This is a genomic window from Pseudomonas sp. SJZ077, from assembly GCF_007993905.1.
In the GTDB taxonomy this organism is placed as follows: domain Bacteria; phylum Pseudomonadota; class Gammaproteobacteria; order Pseudomonadales; family Pseudomonadaceae; genus Aquipseudomonas; species Aquipseudomonas mandelii.
In genome coordinates this window covers 114085-132434 of the sequence record NZ_VIUJ01000004.1, presented here as the reverse complement: position 1 = coordinate 132434, position 18350 = coordinate 114085, and the positions used below count along the sequence as shown (strand labels likewise).

The following is an 18350-nucleotide window of genomic DNA, read 5'->3' as shown; positions in this document are numbered from 1 at the left end:
CATTGACCCTGTGCCCGACGCTTGGATACTTGTCGTCGGGCAAGTGCTTAACCTTGGTGTTTTTTTGACCCCATCTGCCTAGCGCTAATCAGGGTGGCTTTTCGCTTGCAGTGACGGTCAGCTTGTCCGCTTCGGTAACCCAGCCTCCGCCAGTGGCCTTGTAAACATCGACCATGGCGCTGAACACCGAACCCCGGGTCCGGGTGTAATTCAACTCGGCGTCGAACAAGCTGCGTTCGGCATCCAGTACTTCTATGTAGCTGGTGTACCCGTTGTCGTAGCGCAGGCGCGCAAACCGGGTGTAAGTGCGCAACGCCTCGACCTGATTGGCCTGGGACATCATCTGCTCGCGGGATTTGCTCGCCGCCACCAGTGCGTTTTCAACATCCCTGAAAGCCGACTGAATGGTCTTTTGGTAGGCCAGCAAGGTTTGTTGCTGGAACGCCTCGGCTTGCTGGACTTCACCGGCGATGCCACCCGCGGTGAAAATCGGCATGCTCGCGGCGACACCATAGGACCAGGTGGCGGCCGGCCCGGTGAACAAATTCGAGAGTTGATCACTGACTGAGCCCAGTAGCCCGGTCAGGGAGATCGTCGGGAAATACAGCGCCTTGGCGGCACCGATGCGGGCATTGGCGGAAATCAGATCCAGCTCGGCCTGACGCAGATCGGGGCGTCGTTCCAATAAGTCCGAAGGCAAGCCGGCAGGCACCAACGGTAGCGTCAGTTGGGCCAGGTCACGCCCGCGCAGAATTGGCCCCGGGTTGCGTCCCAACAGCACGGCCAGGTTGTTCTCCTGCTGTGCAACCTGGGACTCGAATTGCGATACAGAGGCCTGAGTGCGCTGGAACTCGGAAAGGTTTTGCGCCAGTTCCATTTCGGAAATGGTGCCGGCACCAAAGCGCAGTTTGAAAATCTCGTAGGAGTCGCCGCGGGCCTTGGCAGTGGTGCGGGCGATTTCCAGTTCGCGGTCGAGATCGCGAAGCAGGATGTAGCTGGATGCCACCGACGACACCAGGCTCAGAATGACCGTGCGCCGGCCTTCTTCAGAGGCCAGCAGGTCAGCGCGTGCGGATTCATTGAGGCGCCGCAAACGACCCCAGATATCCAGCTCCCAGCTGACACTGAGGGTGGCCTGGTAGTTGTTGTAAATCGGATCGACGTTGGCATCCAAAGGCACCGGGCCGTTGTCGCGTGGCGCCCTGGACCGACTGCCTTGCGCACCGGCGCCGATTTGCGGAAACATCTGCGAGCGCACCACTCCGTAACGGCCCTGGAATTCCTCGACCCGGGCGGCGGCAATCTTGATGTCTTTGTTTTCCGCCAGCGCCGTGCGAATCAGGTCATTGAGCGCCGGATCCTTGAACTGTTCCCACCACAGCGTATTGGACAGGTCATGGGCTTCCTGGTCTGCATAACGGTAGGTTGCCGGGGTGTCCGTGGTCGGACGTTGGTAGTCCGGGCCGAGCATGCAGCCCGTCAGGCCCAGGCACACCACGAGGGGAAGATGAAAGGTGCGCATCTCAATCCCCCTCATGTCGGTGTTGCGCAGCGCCGCCGGGAATCTCCCCGGTCGACGCAGACGGCGGTAGTTGAGTGGTCTGCTTGACCGTGCCTTTTTTCTCGGTCAACCGTTCGACCAGGTAGTAAAACAGCGGGATAAAGAAGATTGCGATGACCGTCGCCGCCAGCATCCCGCCAATGACCCCGGTGCCGATGGAGTGGCGACTGTTTTCGGATGCACCGACGGCAATGGCCAGCGGGACGCAGCCAAGAATAAATGCCAGGGATGTCATCACAATCGGGCGCAAGCGCTCCTTGGCGGCGGTCATGGCGGCATCGTAGGCAGACATGCCGCTTTCGCGGTTCAGCACCGCAAACTCGAAAATCAGGATGGCGTTCTTGGCGGCCAGGGCCACCAGCATGGTCAAGCCGATCTGGAAATAAACGTCATTGCTCAACCCTCGGATCAGCACAGCCAGCAGCGCACCGAACAATGCAAAGGGCACCGCCAGCAGCACCCCGACAGGCAGTGACCATTTCTCGTATTGAGCCGCCAGGATCAGGAACACCATAATCAGCCCGAAGATGAACACCCGGGACGAGGCACCGCCGCTTTTTTTCTCCTCGAAGGCTTCGCCACTCAAGGCCAGGGCGTAGTCGTTGGTCATGATTTCGGCGCTTATTTCTTCCAGCGCCTTGAGTGCCTGGCCGGAGCTGTAACCGGGGGCTGCGTTGGCGGTGAGTTTGACTGCGGGGAAGTTATTGAAACGGGTCAGCAGGTCGGGACCGGTGACGTAGCGGGTGGTCAGCACGGCTTTGAGCGGCACCATCTCCTGGTTTTTGTTGCGCACGTAGATCTGTTGCAGGTCCTCGGCCTTGAGGCGATAGCTTGGTTCTGCCTGCAGGATCACCTGCCACAGCCGGCTGAATTTGTTGAATTGCGACACATAGAGCGAGCCGAACATGGTTTGCATGGTGCTATAGACTTCTTCCACCGGCACACCCAGCGATTCTGCCTTTTCCCGGTCTACGTCGACCAGCAATTGCCGGGAAAACACGTTGAAGGTGGAGGTGATGGCGCCGAGTTCGGGGCGCTGCCTGGCTTTGGCGACAAACGTGCCGACCATTTCTGCCAGTTGATTGACGCCGGCATCCCCCTTGCTCTGAATCCATACCTCCATGCCGCCGGTGGTGCCAAGGCCGGGAATGGACGGCGGATTCACCGGCAGAATGATCCCGCCTTGAACGTTGGCAAAAGCATGGACTGCTTTCTGGATGACGGCGGGGGCGCTTTGTTCCTTGATTGTGTCCGAGTCCTTGTAGCGTTCCTCGAAATCCTTGAACCCGACAAAAAAGGCGCCGGCATTGTTCTTGTTCTGGCCGTCGAGCAGGCTGTAACCATTAACGATGGCAACGCCCTCGACGGCCTCGTCGTTCATGAAGAAGTCACTGGCTACTTTGCCCACCTCGCCGGTGCGATCGAGACTGGCGGCATCGGGCATGATCACGGCCCCCAGCAGATACCCCTGATCTTCCGGCGGCAAAAAGGTGCTGGGAATGCGCTGCGCCATGAGCAGAATCAACGCGATCATGCCGGCGAACAGTAACAACGCCAGCACGAAGCGCTTGATCATGAAGGCCACCGAGCGCGAGTAGCCCTCGGTCATGCGTTCGAAGCTGTGCTCGAACCAGCGGAAAAAAGCATTTTTTTCGCCGTGTTGGGGTTTGAGCAGAAGGGCGGCCAAGGCAGGCGAAAGTGTCAACGCCACCAGACCGGATATCACCACAGAGATGGCGATGGTGATCGCGAACTGTTTGTAGAGCTGGCCCGTGATCCCGCCCATGAAGGCCACCGGGATGAACACCGCGCACAGCACCAGCACGATGGCCACCACCGGGCCTGCGACTTCATCCATGGCTTTTTTCGCGGCGTCCTTGGGCGTCATCTTGTGGACGTGCATGTTGCGTTCGACGTTCTCGATCACCACGATGGCGTCGTCGACCACGATACCGATGGCCAAGACCATCCCGAACAGCGTCAGCATGTTCACTGAAAAGCCCAATGCCGACATCCCGATGAAGGTGCCGACGATCGACACCGGCACCGCAAGCACCGGGATCAGGGTGGCACGCAGGCTCTGCAGAAAGATGAACACCACGATGACCACCAACACCAGCGCTTCGAAAAAGGTGTATATCACCTCGGAAATCGAGGCGCGGGTAAATGCGGTGGTGTCCATTACGATCTTGTATTCGATGCCCTCGGGGAAGGTCGTCTTCATGTCTGCCAAGGTTTTGGTAACCGCTGCAGACACGTCGAGGGCGTTGGCGCCCGGTTGTTGATACACCGCAATCAGCGTTGCCGGACGGCCCTGATAGGTGCTGCGCAGCGAGTAGTCTTTTTGTCCGAGTTCGGCACGGCCGATGTCCTTGAGACGAACGATTGCCGCCCCTTCGTTGCTGGCGCGCAGAATGATGTTCTCGAACTCTACCGGCTCGGTCAGACGTCCCTTGGTGGTCACGGCAAACGACTGCTCTACCGCCTGGCCGGTGGGCGACTGGCCAACGCGACCGACAGCAAATTGCTGGTTCTGATTGGACACGGCTTTTTGCACGTCTGCCGCAGTGATGCCCAACTGGGCCATCCGGTCGGGCTTGAGCCAGATCCGCATGGCGTAGTCGGGTGTGCCGAAAATACTGGCCTGGTTGGCGCCCGGAATACGCTTGATCGCATCCAGAATGTAGAGGTTGGCGTAGTTGGCCACATAGGTGCTGTCAAAACGATCACCTGCGGAGTACACGGCGAGGACCATCATGAAGGCCGAAGATTTCTTCTGCACCTGAATACCCTGGCTCTGAACCGCGGAGGGCAGTTGCGGCAGGGCGAGGTTGACCCGGTTCTGCACGTCTACCTGGGCAAGGGAAGGGTCGGTGCCAATCTCGAAGAACACATTGAGGGTCATGTTGCCGGTCGCTGAGCTCGACGAGTTCATGTAGATCATGTTGTCGGCGCCGTTGACCTGCTGCTCGATTGGCGCTGCCACATTATTGGCCACGACCTGGGCATCCGCGCCCGGGTAGGTGGCTGACACCGTAATCTGTGGCGGTGTGATATCCGGGTACTGGGCGACCGGCAAACTGACCATCGCCACTGCACCCGCCAAGGTGATGATGATCGAGATAACGGAAGCAAAAATGGGGCGATCAATGCAATAGTGAGAGATGCTCATGGGCGACGCCCACTGTCTTGCACCGACGCGGTGGCTGTCGGTTTTGCCGTCGTCTCGGTTGCCGGGGGAGGGGGGGCGATGATATTCAGCGGCCCTCCGGGGGTCACTCTGATCGCACCATCGACCACGATGCGTTCACCGGCTTGCAATCCTTGGGTGATAAACCAGTCATTGCCATGCCAGTCACCCACTTCGACCACCCGTTGCTCGGGCTTGCCCTGTGCATTGATCACCCAGACGAAACGGCTTTTGGCTCCCTCCAGAACGGCCTTCTGCGGCACCGTAATGGCGTTCGGCCTGGAAGCCCCGATGGCCCGCACCCGCACGAACTGTCCGGGTCTGAGTAGGCCTGTCGGGTTGGCAACCACCGCCCGGACCAGAAAGGTCCCGGTATCCTGGCTATAAGAAGGCGCTGCAAAATTCAGGCGGCCACGCTCAGGGACAACGGTGCCGTCGGCCAGCACGACCTCTACGACGAACTCACTGCGCAGGGGAAATATAAGGTGTCCAGACGCAATCTCGTCGCGGAACTTGAGCGTCTCGTTTTCCGAAAGACTGAAGTTGACGTAGATAGGGTCCATCTGTGAAACGGTGGTCAGCAGCCCGGATTCACCCGGCGTGACGTAACTGCCTTCCTGCTTTTTGGCAAAACTTGAAAGGCCGGTGAGGGGCGAGGCTATGGTGGTGTAACTGAGGTTCAACTGTTCGGTTCGAACCGTGCCCTCGGCGGCAAGCACGGCAGCCCGTGTCTGACGCTCATCACCGACAGCATTGTCCAGATCCATCTTGCTGACCGCATTCTGCGCCGCCAAGGGACGGACACGGGCCAGCGTAGCCTTGGCGACTTCCCAGCGTGCCTGTTGTTGAGCCAATTGGCCCTGAGCCGACAGCAATGACGCTTCAAAAGGTTTACGGTCCATCTGGAACAGCGTTTGCCCGGTTTTTACCAAATCGCCTTCGGTGTACAGCCGCTTCTCCAGGAAGCCGGCAACCCGGGCGCGGATCTCAACCTCGCGGGAACTTTGTGTCTGGGCAACGAATTCGAATGTTACCGGGGTGTCGCGGGCGGTGACCGTCATGACCGTCACATCGGGGGCTTGGCGAGCCAGGGTCACGGGCTCTTTGCCGCAACCGACCAGGCTCAAGACCCCGACCATAATGGCAACAGGCAAACCGACGAGCTGCCTGACAACAATCATGTTTGCGCCCATTCTCACGCTCCCTAAACGCTTAGCCACGCTTTCGTAAAACGCTAACACCCGCAGACCGTGGCATTTCTGACAATAATCAATGAATACGACCGGCCAGCCGCGAGACCCATGGATTGGCGCTCAAGCCGTGCAGCAGCACGCTGAGTAAAACGGTACAGGCAGCGACAGATACCAAGGTGCGACTGGTTTCTAGAGGGTAGTCCAATATCATGACGGCGAAGACGATGCTGGCCAGGCCGCGTGGGCCGAACCAGCCGATGAACAGGCGGGTTTCGAAATCAAAGCCGGTTCCTGTCAGGCTGATCAGCACGGGCACTATGCGAATCACGGTCAGACTAAGCACTGCATACAGGCAGATGTTCAGGGTGAGATTGTTCCAAGCCCAAGGGATCACAATTGCGCCGAATACGACCCACGTGATGACCGACAGCAGGCTGGCGAATTCTTCACTGGCTTCGAGCAGATGATGCTTTTGTTCGGTAAACAAAAAGCTGGCGAGCAACCCACCGACGAACGCGCCGATAAAACCGCTACCGCCCAATGTTTGCGCGGTGGCAAAGCACAAAATGGCGAGCCCCGGCAGCGTCAGTTGCGACCACATGGGGGCTTGCCAATGGTGTTTTGCGGCGTAACGCTGCAACAGCCAGGCAATGAGCGTAAGCGCCACACCACTGATTGCACCGATGCCCAGCTCCTCGATAACCAACTCTACCGCGAGTGAAAGCGGCGACTGCGTCTGCTCTTCGACCAGCAGTGCAAGGAACATCAGCAGCACTGGAACACAGATCCCGTCATTCAGCCCGCTTTCTACGTTCAGTCCTTCACGCACGGGGGCGGGCACCTTGGGATTACTCACCACCGCCTTCCCCAGCGCAGCGTCGGTGGGCGCCAGAAGGGTCGCCAGTATGGCCAGTTCCAATGGCGGTACTTGCGGGAACAGCCAGATACCGACCAGCCAGCCACTGAGCATGGTCAGTGGCAGACCTATCATCAATAAACGCAACGGCAACCCTTCGTGCGCCCTTAAAACCTTGAGGTCAGCATTGGCCGCATCGCTAAAGAGAACAATGGCCAATGTCAGCTCTGCCAGAATCCTGAGGCCATCCTTGTCAATCCGGGGTTGCAGAATTCCCAGGAACGCAGGGCCAAGAATCAGGCCGGCAAGCATGAACATGAGTGGACCGTTGAGCAGGCGAGATTCGAAGCGCCCCGCAAATATGCTGTAGGTCAGGAGGAAGGCGGCAAGCAGAGCTAAGTTCTGATACATCGCAGACCTGCTTATCCAGGTTGATGTAAAGGCAATGGTGTCATTGCCAGGACGAGGCGCAGCTGAAATCAAAACATCAGGTTAGTCCACATGCTCGGGTTTGACCGGGTCGCCCGACTTCAAACCCAGCTGCGCCCTGACATCGTCGAGACTGGAGAAGCGATAACGCAGGATGAGTTCGTTCGTTGTCGATTCGTCTGATTTAAATCAAGGCAGGGCTACTCGGTACGTCCATTGAAACGAGTATTGCCTTGCCAACTGACTCAGTGGTGACCCAGGTTTCAGTTTTTTCTCTCGACCAACGATAAGAACGGTCGCTCCTGCGCGCTCGATAATGATGTAGCACGGCGAGTGTGGGTTTTGTGCTTTCTTGATCGATGTCAACCACATGGAGCGGACGGCTCTGTAGTCTCCAGAGATCGACATACCCGTGCGTAACGGGTTGCCTTGACTCAAGGCGACACCTCCATGATCTATCCGCTGATTCTGACGTTGCATCTGTTTGCCGCCCTGATCTTTATCGGCACGGTGTTCTTCGAAGTGCTGTTCCTTGAAAGCATCCGCAAACAGCTACCCACCAGAGTCATGTTGCTGGTGGAGGAAGGCATCGGCCGGCGAGCGCGCTCGCTGATGCCGTGGGTGCTGCTGGTATTGTTCGGTGCGGGGCTCGGCATGGTCTGGCTGCGCTACCTGCCAGTCCTTGCCTCACCGCTGGCTTCATCGTTAGGCACATTGCTTGCCTTGAAAGTCGCGGTGGCCGTGAGCGTACTGCTGCACTTCCTGGTGGCCATGTTTTTATTCAAACGTGGCCGAATGAGTCCGCGGTACCTGCAGTTCATCCACGGCAGCCTGTTTTGTCACATGGTCGTTATCGTGCTGCTGGCCAAGGGAATGTTTTATCTGACCTGGTGATCGGCTTTGACGGGTAGTCTGTTCTTCCAAGACTTTGCTTGTGCTTGATGCAAATCAAGGCGTATTGATCGTTGGACCCCGACACTGATGATCCGCAGCCAGTGTCGGAGACCTTCATGCTCGATTTCTTTCACAACCCCGGCGAGCTGGTCGCCCGGTGCGATCAGGGCGTGCTCGACCCCAACTGTCATGCCGACACGCAAAAATTCCATGAGGGTATCGGATCACTGGATCTGCTTCGCGCTTTGCGCGTCAGCCGCCAGAAGCGACGTCCGCTGTCCCTGAACGTGCAGCTACCCTCCAGCCTCAAGCTTTCCTTTTGTTCCCCTCGTGACAGCGCCGACGAGCACCAGGTTATTGAGCAGTACCTCCAGCATCTGGAGCAGGAGATCGACCTCGTCGGTTGCCACCTGGATGCGCAGCAACGGGTGGAACAGTTTCATCTGGGCGGCGGAACACTCACCACTGCTCACATAGGGCGGCTGATGAGTCACCTGCGTAGCCGTTTCAACTTTCTCTTACATGATTGCGGCGACTACAGCGTCGAGGTGGACCTCTATCAAACCGATTGGGCGACCATGGGTGTGCTGCGCGACCACGGTTTCAACCATGTCAGTATCGGCGTTCCGGATTTCGACAGCGACTGTGAAAGGTCGGTGGCCTGTTACCAGAACCCGGCGCCGATCCAGTCGCTCATGGACGCGGCGCGGACCTTTGGTTTTCGATCCATCAACGTCGATCTGGGTTTTGGCCATGCCTGGCAGACGCCAGACAGTTTTGCGTTGAAGCTGGCGAGCATTATCAAGCTGGAGCCAGACCGGCTGATGGTGTTCGATTATGCCCGGCCACCACGGCGCTATCGTCCGGTACCCGGTGACAAAGTCAGAGCGCCGTGCAGCCAGGTCGATAAAGGCGCGATGCGCCAAATCTGCTTTGATCAACTGCTTTGCGCGGGTTATCACTACATCGGTATGGGGCAGTTTGTCCGGCCCGATGATGATTTGGCCGTCGCCCAGGAGCGAGGCCGGTTGCGCCGTACCTGTGAGGGTTTCTCCCGTCACGGCTATTGCGATCATGTTGGATTCGGTTTGGGTGCCATTAGCCAGATCGACGATTTGTACACGCAAAACACCGACGAGATTGAACGCTATCAGCAGCAATTGGACATGCGGCAATTGCCGACGTGTCGAGGCTGGCGCTTCGAGGCGGGGGAGCAAATCAGGCAAATGGTCATGGAGCGACTGGCGTGTGATCTGGAACTGGATATACGCGCCATCGAAACACGTTATGGGCTGGTTTTTTCCAGGTATTTCTCGTCGGTCTGGCCGTTGCTGGAGCAATTGAGTCGTGAGGGGTTGATTGAGTTGTCGGACCGCTTCATCAGCATTCTCCCTGCCGGTCGGCCGGAAGTGGATGCCATCTGCAACCTGTTTGAAAAGGATGTGGGCGGTGCGAGGTGTTAACCCATTTGCGAGTTGATTGATCATGAAGCCTTCCTTTGATTTCAATCGCGCTCTGGTCGAAAAGTATGACCGCCCGGGGCCGCGCTACACTTCTTACCCAACCGCGCCACAGTTCCATCAGGCCTTTGCCGTTGACGACTATCAGCGTGCCGCCCGCGAGAGCAACCAGGCGAGCGCGTCGAAACCGCTGTCGGTGTATATCCACATTCCGTTTTGCAAAAGTCTTTGTTACTACTGCGCCTGCAACAAAATCATTACCCAGAAAACCCATCGCGCCGTCGAGTACCTTCGGTACCTCAAGCTTGAGATTGCGATGCAGGCGGCCTTGTTCGATAGCACCCGTAAACTCACGCAATTGCACCTGGGCGGCGGCACGCCTACTTATTTAACCAGTGAACAGCTCGCGGACCTGATGGATTGCCTGCACCAGGCGTTCAACATGGATGACAGCGATGACCATGAATTTTCCATCGAAGTCGACCCGCGCACCATCAGCACCGAGCAGATCCGGTCGCTGCGCCAGTTGGGCTTCAATCGCCTGAGCTTCGGTGTTCAGGATTTCGACCCCGACGTGCAGGCCGCGGTCAATCGCCAGCAAAGTGAAGAGCAGATTTATGCGCTGGTTGCTGCGGCACGCGAGGCGCAATTCAAGTCGATCAGCGTCGATCTGATCTATGGCCTGCCGTTGCAAACCGTGCAGAGTTTCGACGTCACCCTCGGCAAGATCATCGCGCTGCGTCCGGACCGGATTGCCGCCTACAGCTACGCACATCTGCCGGAAATGGTTCGCGCACAACGGTTGATTCGTCCCGCCGACATGCCGCCGCCGGAGCGCAAGCTGGAATTGCTTGAACTGACCATCCGCCGTCTGACCGCGGCCGGTTACGTCTATATCGGCATGGATCATTTCGCCTTGCCGGACGACGAGCTGTCGCTGGCCCGCGCCAATGGCACCCTGCAGCGTAACTTTCAGGGCTACTCCACCCACGCCGACTGCGACTTGATCGGCCTCGGCGTGTCCTCAATCGGCAAGGTCGGCGACAGCTACAGCCAGAGCGTCAAGGAGCTGTCTCAGTACTACGCGCGTCTGGACCAAGGCCTGCTACCGGTGCATCGCGGTTACCGCTTGAGCGCAGACGACTTGCTGCGCCGCGAAGTGATCAGCGACCTGATGTGCCATGGCCGTATTACGTTTAACCGCTATGAAATGCGTCATGACATTCTCTTCACCGAGTATTTTGCCGATGCCTTGGCCCAACTGGAGGAACATGTTCGCGACGGACTGCTGCAGATCCACTGCGACGAACTGGTGCTGTTACCACAGGGGCACTTGATGATGCGCAGTGCCGCGATGGCGTTTGACGCCTATCTGGGTAGTGAGCAAAAAGGCCTGTTTTCACGCACGGTTTGAGTCATTGGCGCCTGTCCTCATGGGCTAATTTCTCAAGTTGATTTCAATCAAGGGCAGGGGGCGCAACGCTCCCTAACATGACCGAAAGCCCTTTTGAAATCAGCGAGCCCATGACAATCCATCCGCCTTCGGTACACGGCAACCTGCGCGCCTGGGGCGTCGGGCTGGTGGTCATGCTAATGCTGATGCTCGCCACCTTTGAGGCGGTGCAAGCCAAGGAATACGGCGACATCGAGCAGCAGCGCATCGAGAAAACCTTCCCTCAGACCGATTCCGTTTCCGCCCCCGAAGGCCGGTTCAAGGTGCGCACGCTGTCCGCCGCCGGCAAGGTGCTCGGCTATGTGTTCCAGAGTCTGGACGTGGTGGACATTCCTGCCTACTCGGGCAAGCCGATCAATACTCAGGTGATCCTCGACACTGCTGGTGCGATTCAGGATGCCTATGTGCTGGAGCACCATGAGCCCATTCTGCTGATCGGCATTCCTGAGGCAAAACTTCACGGCTTCAGCGCCAGGTACAAGGGCATCAAGGTCAGCCAGCGGGTGGTCGTCGGCCATTCCAGCGACCCGAAGGCCGTCACCGTCGATGCGATTGCCGGGGCTACCGTCACGGCGATGGTGGTCAACGAGGTCATCATGCGCGCCGCCCACGACGTGGCCGTATCGCTGAAGCTGATCGAGGACACGGGCGGTGTGGCGCGCATGCCTGCCACCGTGCGCCAGGACTTTTTCGAACCCGCCACCTGGGAACAACTCACCGGCAACGGCGCCATCCGCCGCTTGAACCTGACCCGTGGCCAGGTCGACGCCGCCTTCAAGGGCACCGACGCCGAAGGCGTGGAAAACGCCGCCGCCGATCAGGTGGATGAGACCTTTATCGAGCTCTACACCGCCGACCTGAACCCGCCGACCATCGGCCGTGCGCTGCTGGGCGACAATCAATATCGCTTCCTTATGCAGGACCTCAAGCCCGGCGAGCAGGCCATTGTGGTGCTGGGTCGTGGGCTTTTTTCCTATAAAGGCTCGGGGTATGTGCGCGGCGGGATTTTCGATCGGGTGCAATTGCGCCAGTTCGGCAACGTCATCAGTTTTCGCGACATGGACCATCAGCGGCTCTCCGACGTCTTTGCCAAGGGCATGCCGGAATTCACTGAAATGTCGATTTTCATTGTGCGCGAGCCGGCCCGGTTCGACCCGGGATCGCCCTGGTCCCTGGAATTGCTGGTGCGTCGTCAAACCGGGCCGCTCAGTGGCACGTTCAGCAGCTTCGAACTGCCTTATCAACTGCCCGAGCCATACCTTGAGCGGCCACTGCCCAGCGCCGAAGAATTGGCCGCCCTCGAGGAAGCCGGTCGGCCGATGTGGTTGACCATCTGGTACCAGAAATCCTTTCAGATCACCGTGCTCGGCAGCGCATTACTGCTGCTGATGGCGATCCTGTTCCTGCAGGACTCCTTCACGCGTCGGCCACGTTTTCTGCACTGGCTGCGCCGAGGTTACCTGGTCTTTACCGTGGTGTTTCTCGGCTGGTATGCGCTGGGGCAACTGTCGGTGGTCAATGTGCTGACCTTCGCCCATGCGCTGTTCGATCACTTTCGCTGGGAGCTGTTTCTCACCGACCCGCTGATCTTCATGCTCTGGGTCTTCACCGCTGCGAGCATTCTGCTGTGGGGGCGGGGCGTATTCTGCGGCTGGTTGTGCCCGTTCGGTGCCTTGCAGGAGCTGATCAACGAAGCTGCGCGCAAGCTGAGAATCCCCCAATACGAATTGCCTTTCGCGGTGCATGAACGGCTGTGGGCCATCAAATACATCATTTTGCTGCTGCTGTTCGGCCTCTCCCTTGAGTCGATGTCCACCGCCGAATTGTTCGCCGAGGTGGAACCGTTCAAGACGGCTGTCACCCTCAAGTTCGACCGCCAATGGTGGTTCGTCCTCTACGCGGTGGCACTGCTGGTCATCAACCTCTTCACCCGCAAAGTCTATTGCCGCTACATCTGCCCGTTGGGTGCCGCGCTGGCGATTCCGAGCAAATTTCGCCTGTTCGACTGGCTCAAACGCCGCAAGGACTGTGGCACACCCTGCCAGCTGTGCGCCAAGGAGTGCGAGATCCAGGCGATTCATCCCGATGGCCGAATCAATGCCAACGAGTGCCACTACTGCCTCGATTGCCAGATGACTTACCAGAACGACAACAAGTGTCCGCCGCTGATCAACAAGCGCAAGAAGCGCGGCAAACCGGCACCCATCGCTGTGCAACTGATACCTGTCGTGGAAGTGAGCGCTCTGGAATGAACCCCGCGAGCGCCTGTGCGCTGCGACCGTTTTTATCCCTTCAAGGAACACACCTGATGAACGACACAGAATCCAAGAAAACCACTGAAGTGCCGGAATCGACCGGCCTCAGTCGTCGCGGTTTCCTGGGCACCAGTGCGGTAACCGGTGCGGTACTGGCCGGTGCCACGGCCATCGGTGGCGCGGTGTTTACCCGTGAGACCTGGGCGGCTGCGGCCAAGGACGCGCAACTCAAAACCCACGTCGGGCCGGGCGAACTGGACCAGTACTACGGTTTCTGGAGTGGCGGTCATCAGGGGGAAGTGCGGATCATGGGCATTCCGTCGATGCGCGAGCTGTTGCGTGTACCGGTGTTCAACGTCGACTCCGCCACTGGCTGGGGCCTGACCAACGAAAGCAAACGGATCATGGGCGACAGCGCGCATTTCCAGAATGGCGACTGCCACCACCCGCATTTGTCCATGACTGACGGCAAGTACGACGGCAAATACCTGTTCATCAATGACAAGGCCAACAGCCGTGTTGCGCGTATCCGTCTGGACATCATGAAGTGCGACAAGATGCTCACCGTGCCCAATGTGCAGGCCGTTCACGGGCTGCGCCTGCAAAAAGTGCCGCACACAAAATACGTGTTCGCCAATGCTGAATTCGTGATTCCACACCCCAATGACGGCAGCACCTTCGACCTGCAGGACAAGAACAGCTACACGATGTTTAACGCCATCGATGCCGAGAAAATGGAGATGGCCTTCCAGGTCATTGTCGATGGCAACCTGGACAACACCGACGCCGACTACACCGGCAAATACGCGGCGTCCACCTGCTACAACTCGGAGAAGGCCTACGACCTGGGCGGCATGATGCGCAACGAGCGCGACTGGGTGGTGGTGTTCAACATCCCGCGCATCGAAGCGGCGATCAAGGCTGGCAAGTTCATCACCCTGGACGGCTCGAAAGTGCCGGTGGTCGACGGTCGTAAAACCGATGGCAAGGACAGCGCATTCACCCGTTACATCCCGACGCCGAAGAACCCCCACGGCCTCAATACCTCGCCTGATGGCAAATACTTCATTGCCAACGGCAAGCTTTCGCCGACCTGCACCATCATTGCCATCGCCAAGCTTGACGATCTGTTCGACGACAAATTCAAGGACCCGCGCGACGTGGTGGTCGGTGAACCCGAGCTCGGTCTGGGCCCGCTGCACACCACTTTCGACGGCCGCGGCAATGCGTATACCACGCTGTTTATCGACAGCCAGGTGGTGAAGTGGAACGTCGAGGAGGCCATTCGCGCGTACACCGGCGAGAAGGTCAACTACATCAAGCAGAAACTCGACGTGCAATACCAGCCAGGCCACAACCATGCGTCGCTGACCGAAACCAGTGAGGCCGACGGCCAATGGCTGATGGTGCTCAGCAAGTTTTCCAAGGATCGCTTCCTGCCGACCGGCCCGCTGCACCCGGAAAACGATCAACTGATCGATATCTCCGGCGAGGAAATGAAACTGGTGCATGACGGCCCGGCCTTCGCCGAACCCCACGACTGCGTCATGGCCCGCCGCGACCAGATCAAGACCAAGAAGATCTGGGACCGCAACGACCCGTTTTTTGCCGAGACGGTGGCGATCGCCGCCAAAGACGGGATCAAGCTGGAGACTGACAACAAGGTCATCCGCGACGGCAACAAAGTCCGCGTCTACATGACCTCGATGGCCCCGGCCTACGGTTTGCCGGAGTTCACCGTCAAGCAAGGCAACGAGGTCACGGTGACCATCACCAACATCGACCAGATTGAAGACGTGACCCACGGCTTCGTGATGACCAACCATGGCGTGAGCATGGAAATCAGCCCGCAGCAGACCTCGTCGATCACCTTCATCGCCGACAAGGCCGGCCTGCACTGGTACTACTGCAGCTGGTTCTGCCATGCGCTGCACATGGAAATGGTCGGCCGCATGAAGGTCGAGAAGGCCTGACCGTTGCCCATCGACAGGAGCGAAGCAATGACTGATAGCAAGGGAAACCCGGTGACGGTCATTGCATTTGCGCTCCTGCTGATGTCCGGCAGTGCGCTGGCGGTGCAACCCATCACCTCGTTGCCGCTGCGGGTGGACGCTAATCAACGCTGGCACCTGCCGGTGGGGGAATACCGGGGCTCGTTCAGTGTCGATCAACCGATGCAGATTCTCTGCGAGCCCGGCGCGGTATTTCAGGGGGAGGGGCAGGGCAACGGTGTGATCATCAGCGCGCCGGATGTCGCCATCGAAGGCTGCACCTTTCTAAACTGGGGACACGACCTCACCGCCATGAATGCGGCGGTGTTTATCCAGCCCAAGGCCCATGGTGCGGTGATCAAAGGCAATCGCCTGCAGGGTAAGGGCTTCGGTATCTGGGTCGACGGCACTCAGGATGTGAGCCTGATCGACAACCGCATTCAGGGTGATCCGGCGATGCGTTCGCAAGATCGCGGCAACGGCATTCACCTGTATGCCGTGCATGGCGCCAAGGTCGTCGGCAACCAGGTGCGCGACACCCGCGATGGCATCTACATCGACACCTCCAACGGCAACCTGCTGCAGGGCAATACCCTGGAAGACCTGCGCTACGGCGTGCATTACATGTTCGCCAACGATAACCAACTGATCGGCAACACCACCCGCCGCACCCGCACCGGCTACGCCTTGATGCAAAGCCGCAAGCTCACGGTGATCGGCAATCGCTCCGAACAGGATCAGAACTACGGGATCCTGATGAACTACATCACCTATTCAACCTTGCGTGACAACTTCGTCACTGACGTGCGCGACGGCTCGACCGGCGACAGCATGATCAGCGGCGCCGAGGGCAAGGCGCTGTTCATCTACAACTCGCTGTTCAACAGCATCGAACACAACCACTTCGAGCACAGCGCGGTGGGCATCCATCTCACCGCCGGCTCGGAAGACAACCGCATCGCCGACAACGCGTTTGTCGGCAACCAGCGACAGGTCAAGTACGTCGCCACCCGCTTGCAGGAATGGTCGGTGGATGGCCGTGGTAACTACTGGAGCGATTACCTGGGCTGGGACCGCAACAACGACGGCCTCGGCGATATCGCCTACGAACCCAATGACAACGTCGACCGCCTGCTCTGGCTGTACCCGCAGGTGCGGCTGCTGATGAACAGCCCTGGGATCGAGTTGCTGCGCTGGGTGCAACGGGCCTTTCCGGTGATGAAATCGCCGGGGGTGCTGGACAGCCATCCGCTGATGAAATCATCCACTCAACCCCTGACCCAGGAGCCCAACTCATGAACGTCATCGACATCGAAGGCGTCAGCCAGCGCTATGGGCATGCCACCGTGTTGCATCAGCTCAACCTCAGCCTGGCGGAAGGTGAAGTGCTGGGTTTGTTCGGGCATAACGGCGCGGGCAAGACCACCAGCATGAAACTGGTGCTTGGCCTGCTCCAGCCCAGCGAAGGGCAGGTCCGGGTGTTCGGTCGCTTGCCCCGCGATCCCCACGTGCGAAGCCTGCTCGGTTATCTGCCGGAGAACGTGACGTTTTACCCGCAGCTGAGCGGTGTTGAAACCCTGCGCCATTTCGCGCGACTCAAAGGCGCCGCGTCTGCCCAAGTGGACGCCCTGCTGGAGGAAGTCGGCCTGGCCAGTGCGGCGCATCGACGGGTCAAGACTTACTCCAAGGGCATGCGTCAACGCCTCGGACTGGCGCAAGCGCTGCTTGGTGAGCCGCGTTTGTTGTTGCTTGACGAACCAACAGTCGGCCTCGACCCCATCGCCACTCAGGACTTGTATCGGTTGCTCGATCGCCTGCGCAGCCAAGGCACCAGCATCATTCTGTGTTCCCACGTCTTGCCCGGTGTCGAGGCGCACATCAACCGCGCCGCGATTCTGACCCAGGGACGTCTGCTGGCACTGGGGAGTCTACGCAGTTTGCGCGAGGAAGCCGGGTTGCCGACGCTGATTCGCGCCAACGGCCTCAAGCACGCCGGGCCCTTGCAGCAACGCTGGAACAACGCCGGGCATCTCACCGAACGCTGGGGCGTCGAAGGTCTTGAAGTGGCCGCGCTCAATGGCAGCAAACTCGGGCTGTTGCGCCAGCTACTCAATGAAGACGAACCGGCCGACGTGGAAATCCATCAACCGTCGCTGGAAGATATTTACCGCTACTACATGAGCCGGGCCGGTGCGGCGCCGATCGGGGAGGCCGTATGAACGCTGTCTGGAACATGGCCCGCAAGGAATTCAGTGACGGTTTGCGCAATCGCTGGTTATTGGCAATCAGTGTGTTGTTCGCGGTGCTGGCCATCGGCATCGCCTGGCTGGGCGCGGCGGCCTCCGGGCAATTGGGTTTTACCTCGGTGCCAGCCACCATTGCCAGCCTCGCCAGTCTGGCAACGTTTTTGATGCCGTTGATTGCGTTGCTGTTGGCTTATGACGCCATCGTCGGCGAGGACGAGAGCGGCACGTTGCTGCTGTTGCTGACGTACCCCTTGGGTCGCGGGCAGATTCTGCTCGGCAAGTTTGTCGGCCACGGGTTGATCCTGGCGCTGGCGACGCTGATCGGTTTCGGCTGCGCCATGCTGGCCATCGCGGTGCTGGTGGACGATATCCAGCTGAGCCTGCTGCTTTGGGCCTTTGGCCGGTTCATGGTGTCGTCGACGTTGTTGGGTTGGGGGTTTCTGGGGTTGGCCTATGTGCTGAGCAGTGCGTCGGCCGAGAAATCCACGGCGGCCGGGCTGGCGCTGGGCGTGTGGTTCTTCTTCGTGCTGGTGTTCGATCTGGCCCTGCTGGCGCTGTTGGTGCTCAGCGAAGGGCAGTTCAACCCGAAAGTGCTGCCCTGGTTGCTGCTGCTCAACCCCGCTGACATCTATCGCCTGATCAACCTTTCCGGTTTTGAACCCGGTGCCGGCAACACGGGTGTGCTGACGCTTGGCAGCGATTTGCCGATGCCGGGCTCGATGCTCTGGCTATGCCTGTCGCTGTGGGTGGCGGTGCCATTGGGTTCGGCCTGGTTGGTGTTTCGTCGCCGAGCGACATGAATTTTCACTTTGATGGTTTTGG

General features: G+C 59.0%; 12 protein-coding genes. 8 read left to right on the top strand and 4 right to left on the bottom strand.

Features of this window, described 5'->3' with window-relative positions:
• Positions 1-88: 88 nt before the first annotated feature.
• The 4 genes from FBY01_RS09130 to FBY01_RS09115 all read right to left on the bottom strand — a co-directional run bounded on the left by FBY01_RS09130 (position 89) and on the right by FBY01_RS09115 (position 7211).
• Complete coding sequence (locus tag FBY01_RS09130) at positions 89-1522, bottom strand: efflux transporter outer membrane subunit (protein WP_077748409.1); 1434 nt, start codon at positions 1520-1522, stop codon at positions 89-91.
• 1 nt (position 1523) lies between these two features.
• On the bottom strand, positions 1524-4733 hold the full coding sequence (locus FBY01_RS09125; protein ID WP_145307178.1) for an efflux RND transporter permease subunit: 3210 nt from the start codon (positions 4731-4733) through the stop codon (positions 1524-1526).
• A complete protein-coding gene (locus FBY01_RS09120; protein ID WP_371857840.1) occupies positions 4730-5812 on the bottom strand; it encodes an efflux RND transporter periplasmic adaptor subunit in 1083 nt (360 codons plus the stop codon). The genes FBY01_RS09125 and FBY01_RS09120 overlap by 4 nt, the downstream gene beginning before the upstream one ends.
• A 208-nt stretch (positions 5813-6020) precedes the next feature.
• Positions 6021-7211 carry a sodium:proton antiporter gene (locus tag FBY01_RS09115; protein WP_010460127.1) on the bottom strand — a complete coding sequence of 397 codons (1191 nt, stop codon included), beginning with the start codon at positions 7209-7211 and terminating at the stop codon, positions 6021-6023.
• Between the two features lie 468 nt (positions 7212-7679).
• Here FBY01_RS09115 and FBY01_RS09110 point away from each other — a divergent pair, with 468 nt between their 5' ends.
• From FBY01_RS09110 to FBY01_RS09075, 8 genes are all read left to right on the top strand, one after another.
• The gene (locus FBY01_RS09110; RefSeq protein ID WP_083376787.1) at positions 7680-8123 is read left to right on the top strand and encodes a CopD family copper resistance protein; all 444 of its coding nucleotides are present in this window, start codon (positions 7680-7682) and stop codon (positions 8121-8123) included.
• A 116-nt stretch (positions 8124-8239) separates the two neighbouring features.
• Entirely contained in the window at positions 8240-9586 is a 1347-nt protein-coding gene (locus FBY01_RS09105) for a coproporphyrinogen III oxidase (protein WP_145307175.1), read from the top strand.
• A 22-nt stretch (positions 9587-9608) separates the two neighbouring features.
• On the top strand, positions 9609-10997 hold the full coding sequence (gene hemN, locus FBY01_RS09100; RefSeq protein WP_145307173.1) for an oxygen-independent coproporphyrinogen III oxidase: 1389 nt from the start codon (positions 9609-9611) through the stop codon (positions 10995-10997).
• Positions 10998-11074: 77 nt separating this feature from the next.
• Positions 11075-13288, top strand: coding sequence for a transcriptional regulator NosR (gene nosR, locus FBY01_RS09095; RefSeq protein WP_145307171.1), 2214 nt, complete (start codon positions 11075-11077; stop codon positions 13286-13288).
• Between the two features lie 53 nt (positions 13289-13341).
• The gene (gene nosZ, locus FBY01_RS09090) at positions 13342-15264 is read left to right on the top strand and encodes a TAT-dependent nitrous-oxide reductase (RefSeq protein WP_370654475.1); all 1923 of its coding nucleotides are present in this window, start codon (positions 13342-13344) and stop codon (positions 15262-15264) included.
• Positions 15265-15291: 27 nt separating this feature from the next.
• A complete protein-coding gene (locus FBY01_RS09085; protein ID WP_145307168.1) occupies positions 15292-16581 on the top strand; it encodes a nitrous oxide reductase family maturation protein NosD in 1290 nt (429 codons plus the stop codon).
• On the top strand, positions 16578-17501 hold the full coding sequence (locus tag FBY01_RS09080) for an ABC transporter ATP-binding protein (RefSeq protein ID WP_145307166.1): 924 nt from the start codon (positions 16578-16580) through the stop codon (positions 17499-17501). The genes FBY01_RS09085 and FBY01_RS09080 overlap by 4 nt, the downstream gene beginning before the upstream one ends.
• Positions 17498-18328, top strand: coding sequence for an ABC transporter permease (locus FBY01_RS09075; protein ID WP_145307163.1), 831 nt, complete (start codon positions 17498-17500; stop codon positions 18326-18328). Before FBY01_RS09080 ends, FBY01_RS09075 begins: the two co-directional genes overlap by 4 nt.
• Positions 18329-18350 lie beyond the last annotated feature (22 nt).

Excerpts from the sequence above, each read along its gene's own strand:
- hemN (WP_145307173.1), top strand. The coding sequence starts at position 9,609 with ATGAAGCCTTCCTTTGATTTCAATCGCGCTCTGGTCGAAAAGTATGAC.
- FBY01_RS09075 (WP_145307163.1), top strand. The coding sequence starts at position 17,498 with ATGAACGCTGTCTGGAACATGGCCCGCAAGGAATTCAGTGACGGTTTG.
- nosR (WP_145307171.1), top strand. The coding sequence starts at position 11,075 with ATGACCGAAAGCCCTTTTGAAATCAGCGAGCCCATGACAATCCATCCG.
- FBY01_RS09130 (WP_077748409.1), bottom strand. The coding sequence starts at position 1,522 with ATGCGCACCTTTCATCTTCCCCTCGTGGTGTGCCTGGGCCTGACGGGC.
- FBY01_RS09105 (WP_145307175.1), top strand. The coding sequence starts at position 8,240 with ATGCTCGATTTCTTTCACAACCCCGGCGAGCTGGTCGCCCGGTGCGAT.
- FBY01_RS09120 (WP_371857840.1), bottom strand. The coding sequence starts at position 5,812 with ATGACGGTCACCGCCCGCGACACCCCGGTAACATTCGAATTCGTTGCC.
- FBY01_RS09080 (WP_145307166.1), top strand. The coding sequence starts at position 16,578 with ATGAACGTCATCGACATCGAAGGCGTCAGCCAGCGCTATGGGCATGCC.
- FBY01_RS09085 (WP_145307168.1), top strand. The coding sequence starts at position 15,292 with ATGACTGATAGCAAGGGAAACCCGGTGACGGTCATTGCATTTGCGCTC.
- FBY01_RS09125 (WP_145307178.1), bottom strand. The coding sequence starts at position 4,733 with ATGAGCATCTCTCACTATTGCATTGATCGCCCCATTTTTGCTTCCGTT.
- FBY01_RS09115 (WP_010460127.1), bottom strand. The coding sequence starts at position 7,211 with ATGTATCAGAACTTAGCTCTGCTTGCCGCCTTCCTCCTGACCTACAGC.
- FBY01_RS09110 (WP_083376787.1), top strand. The coding sequence starts at position 7,680 with ATGATCTATCCGCTGATTCTGACGTTGCATCTGTTTGCCGCCCTGATC.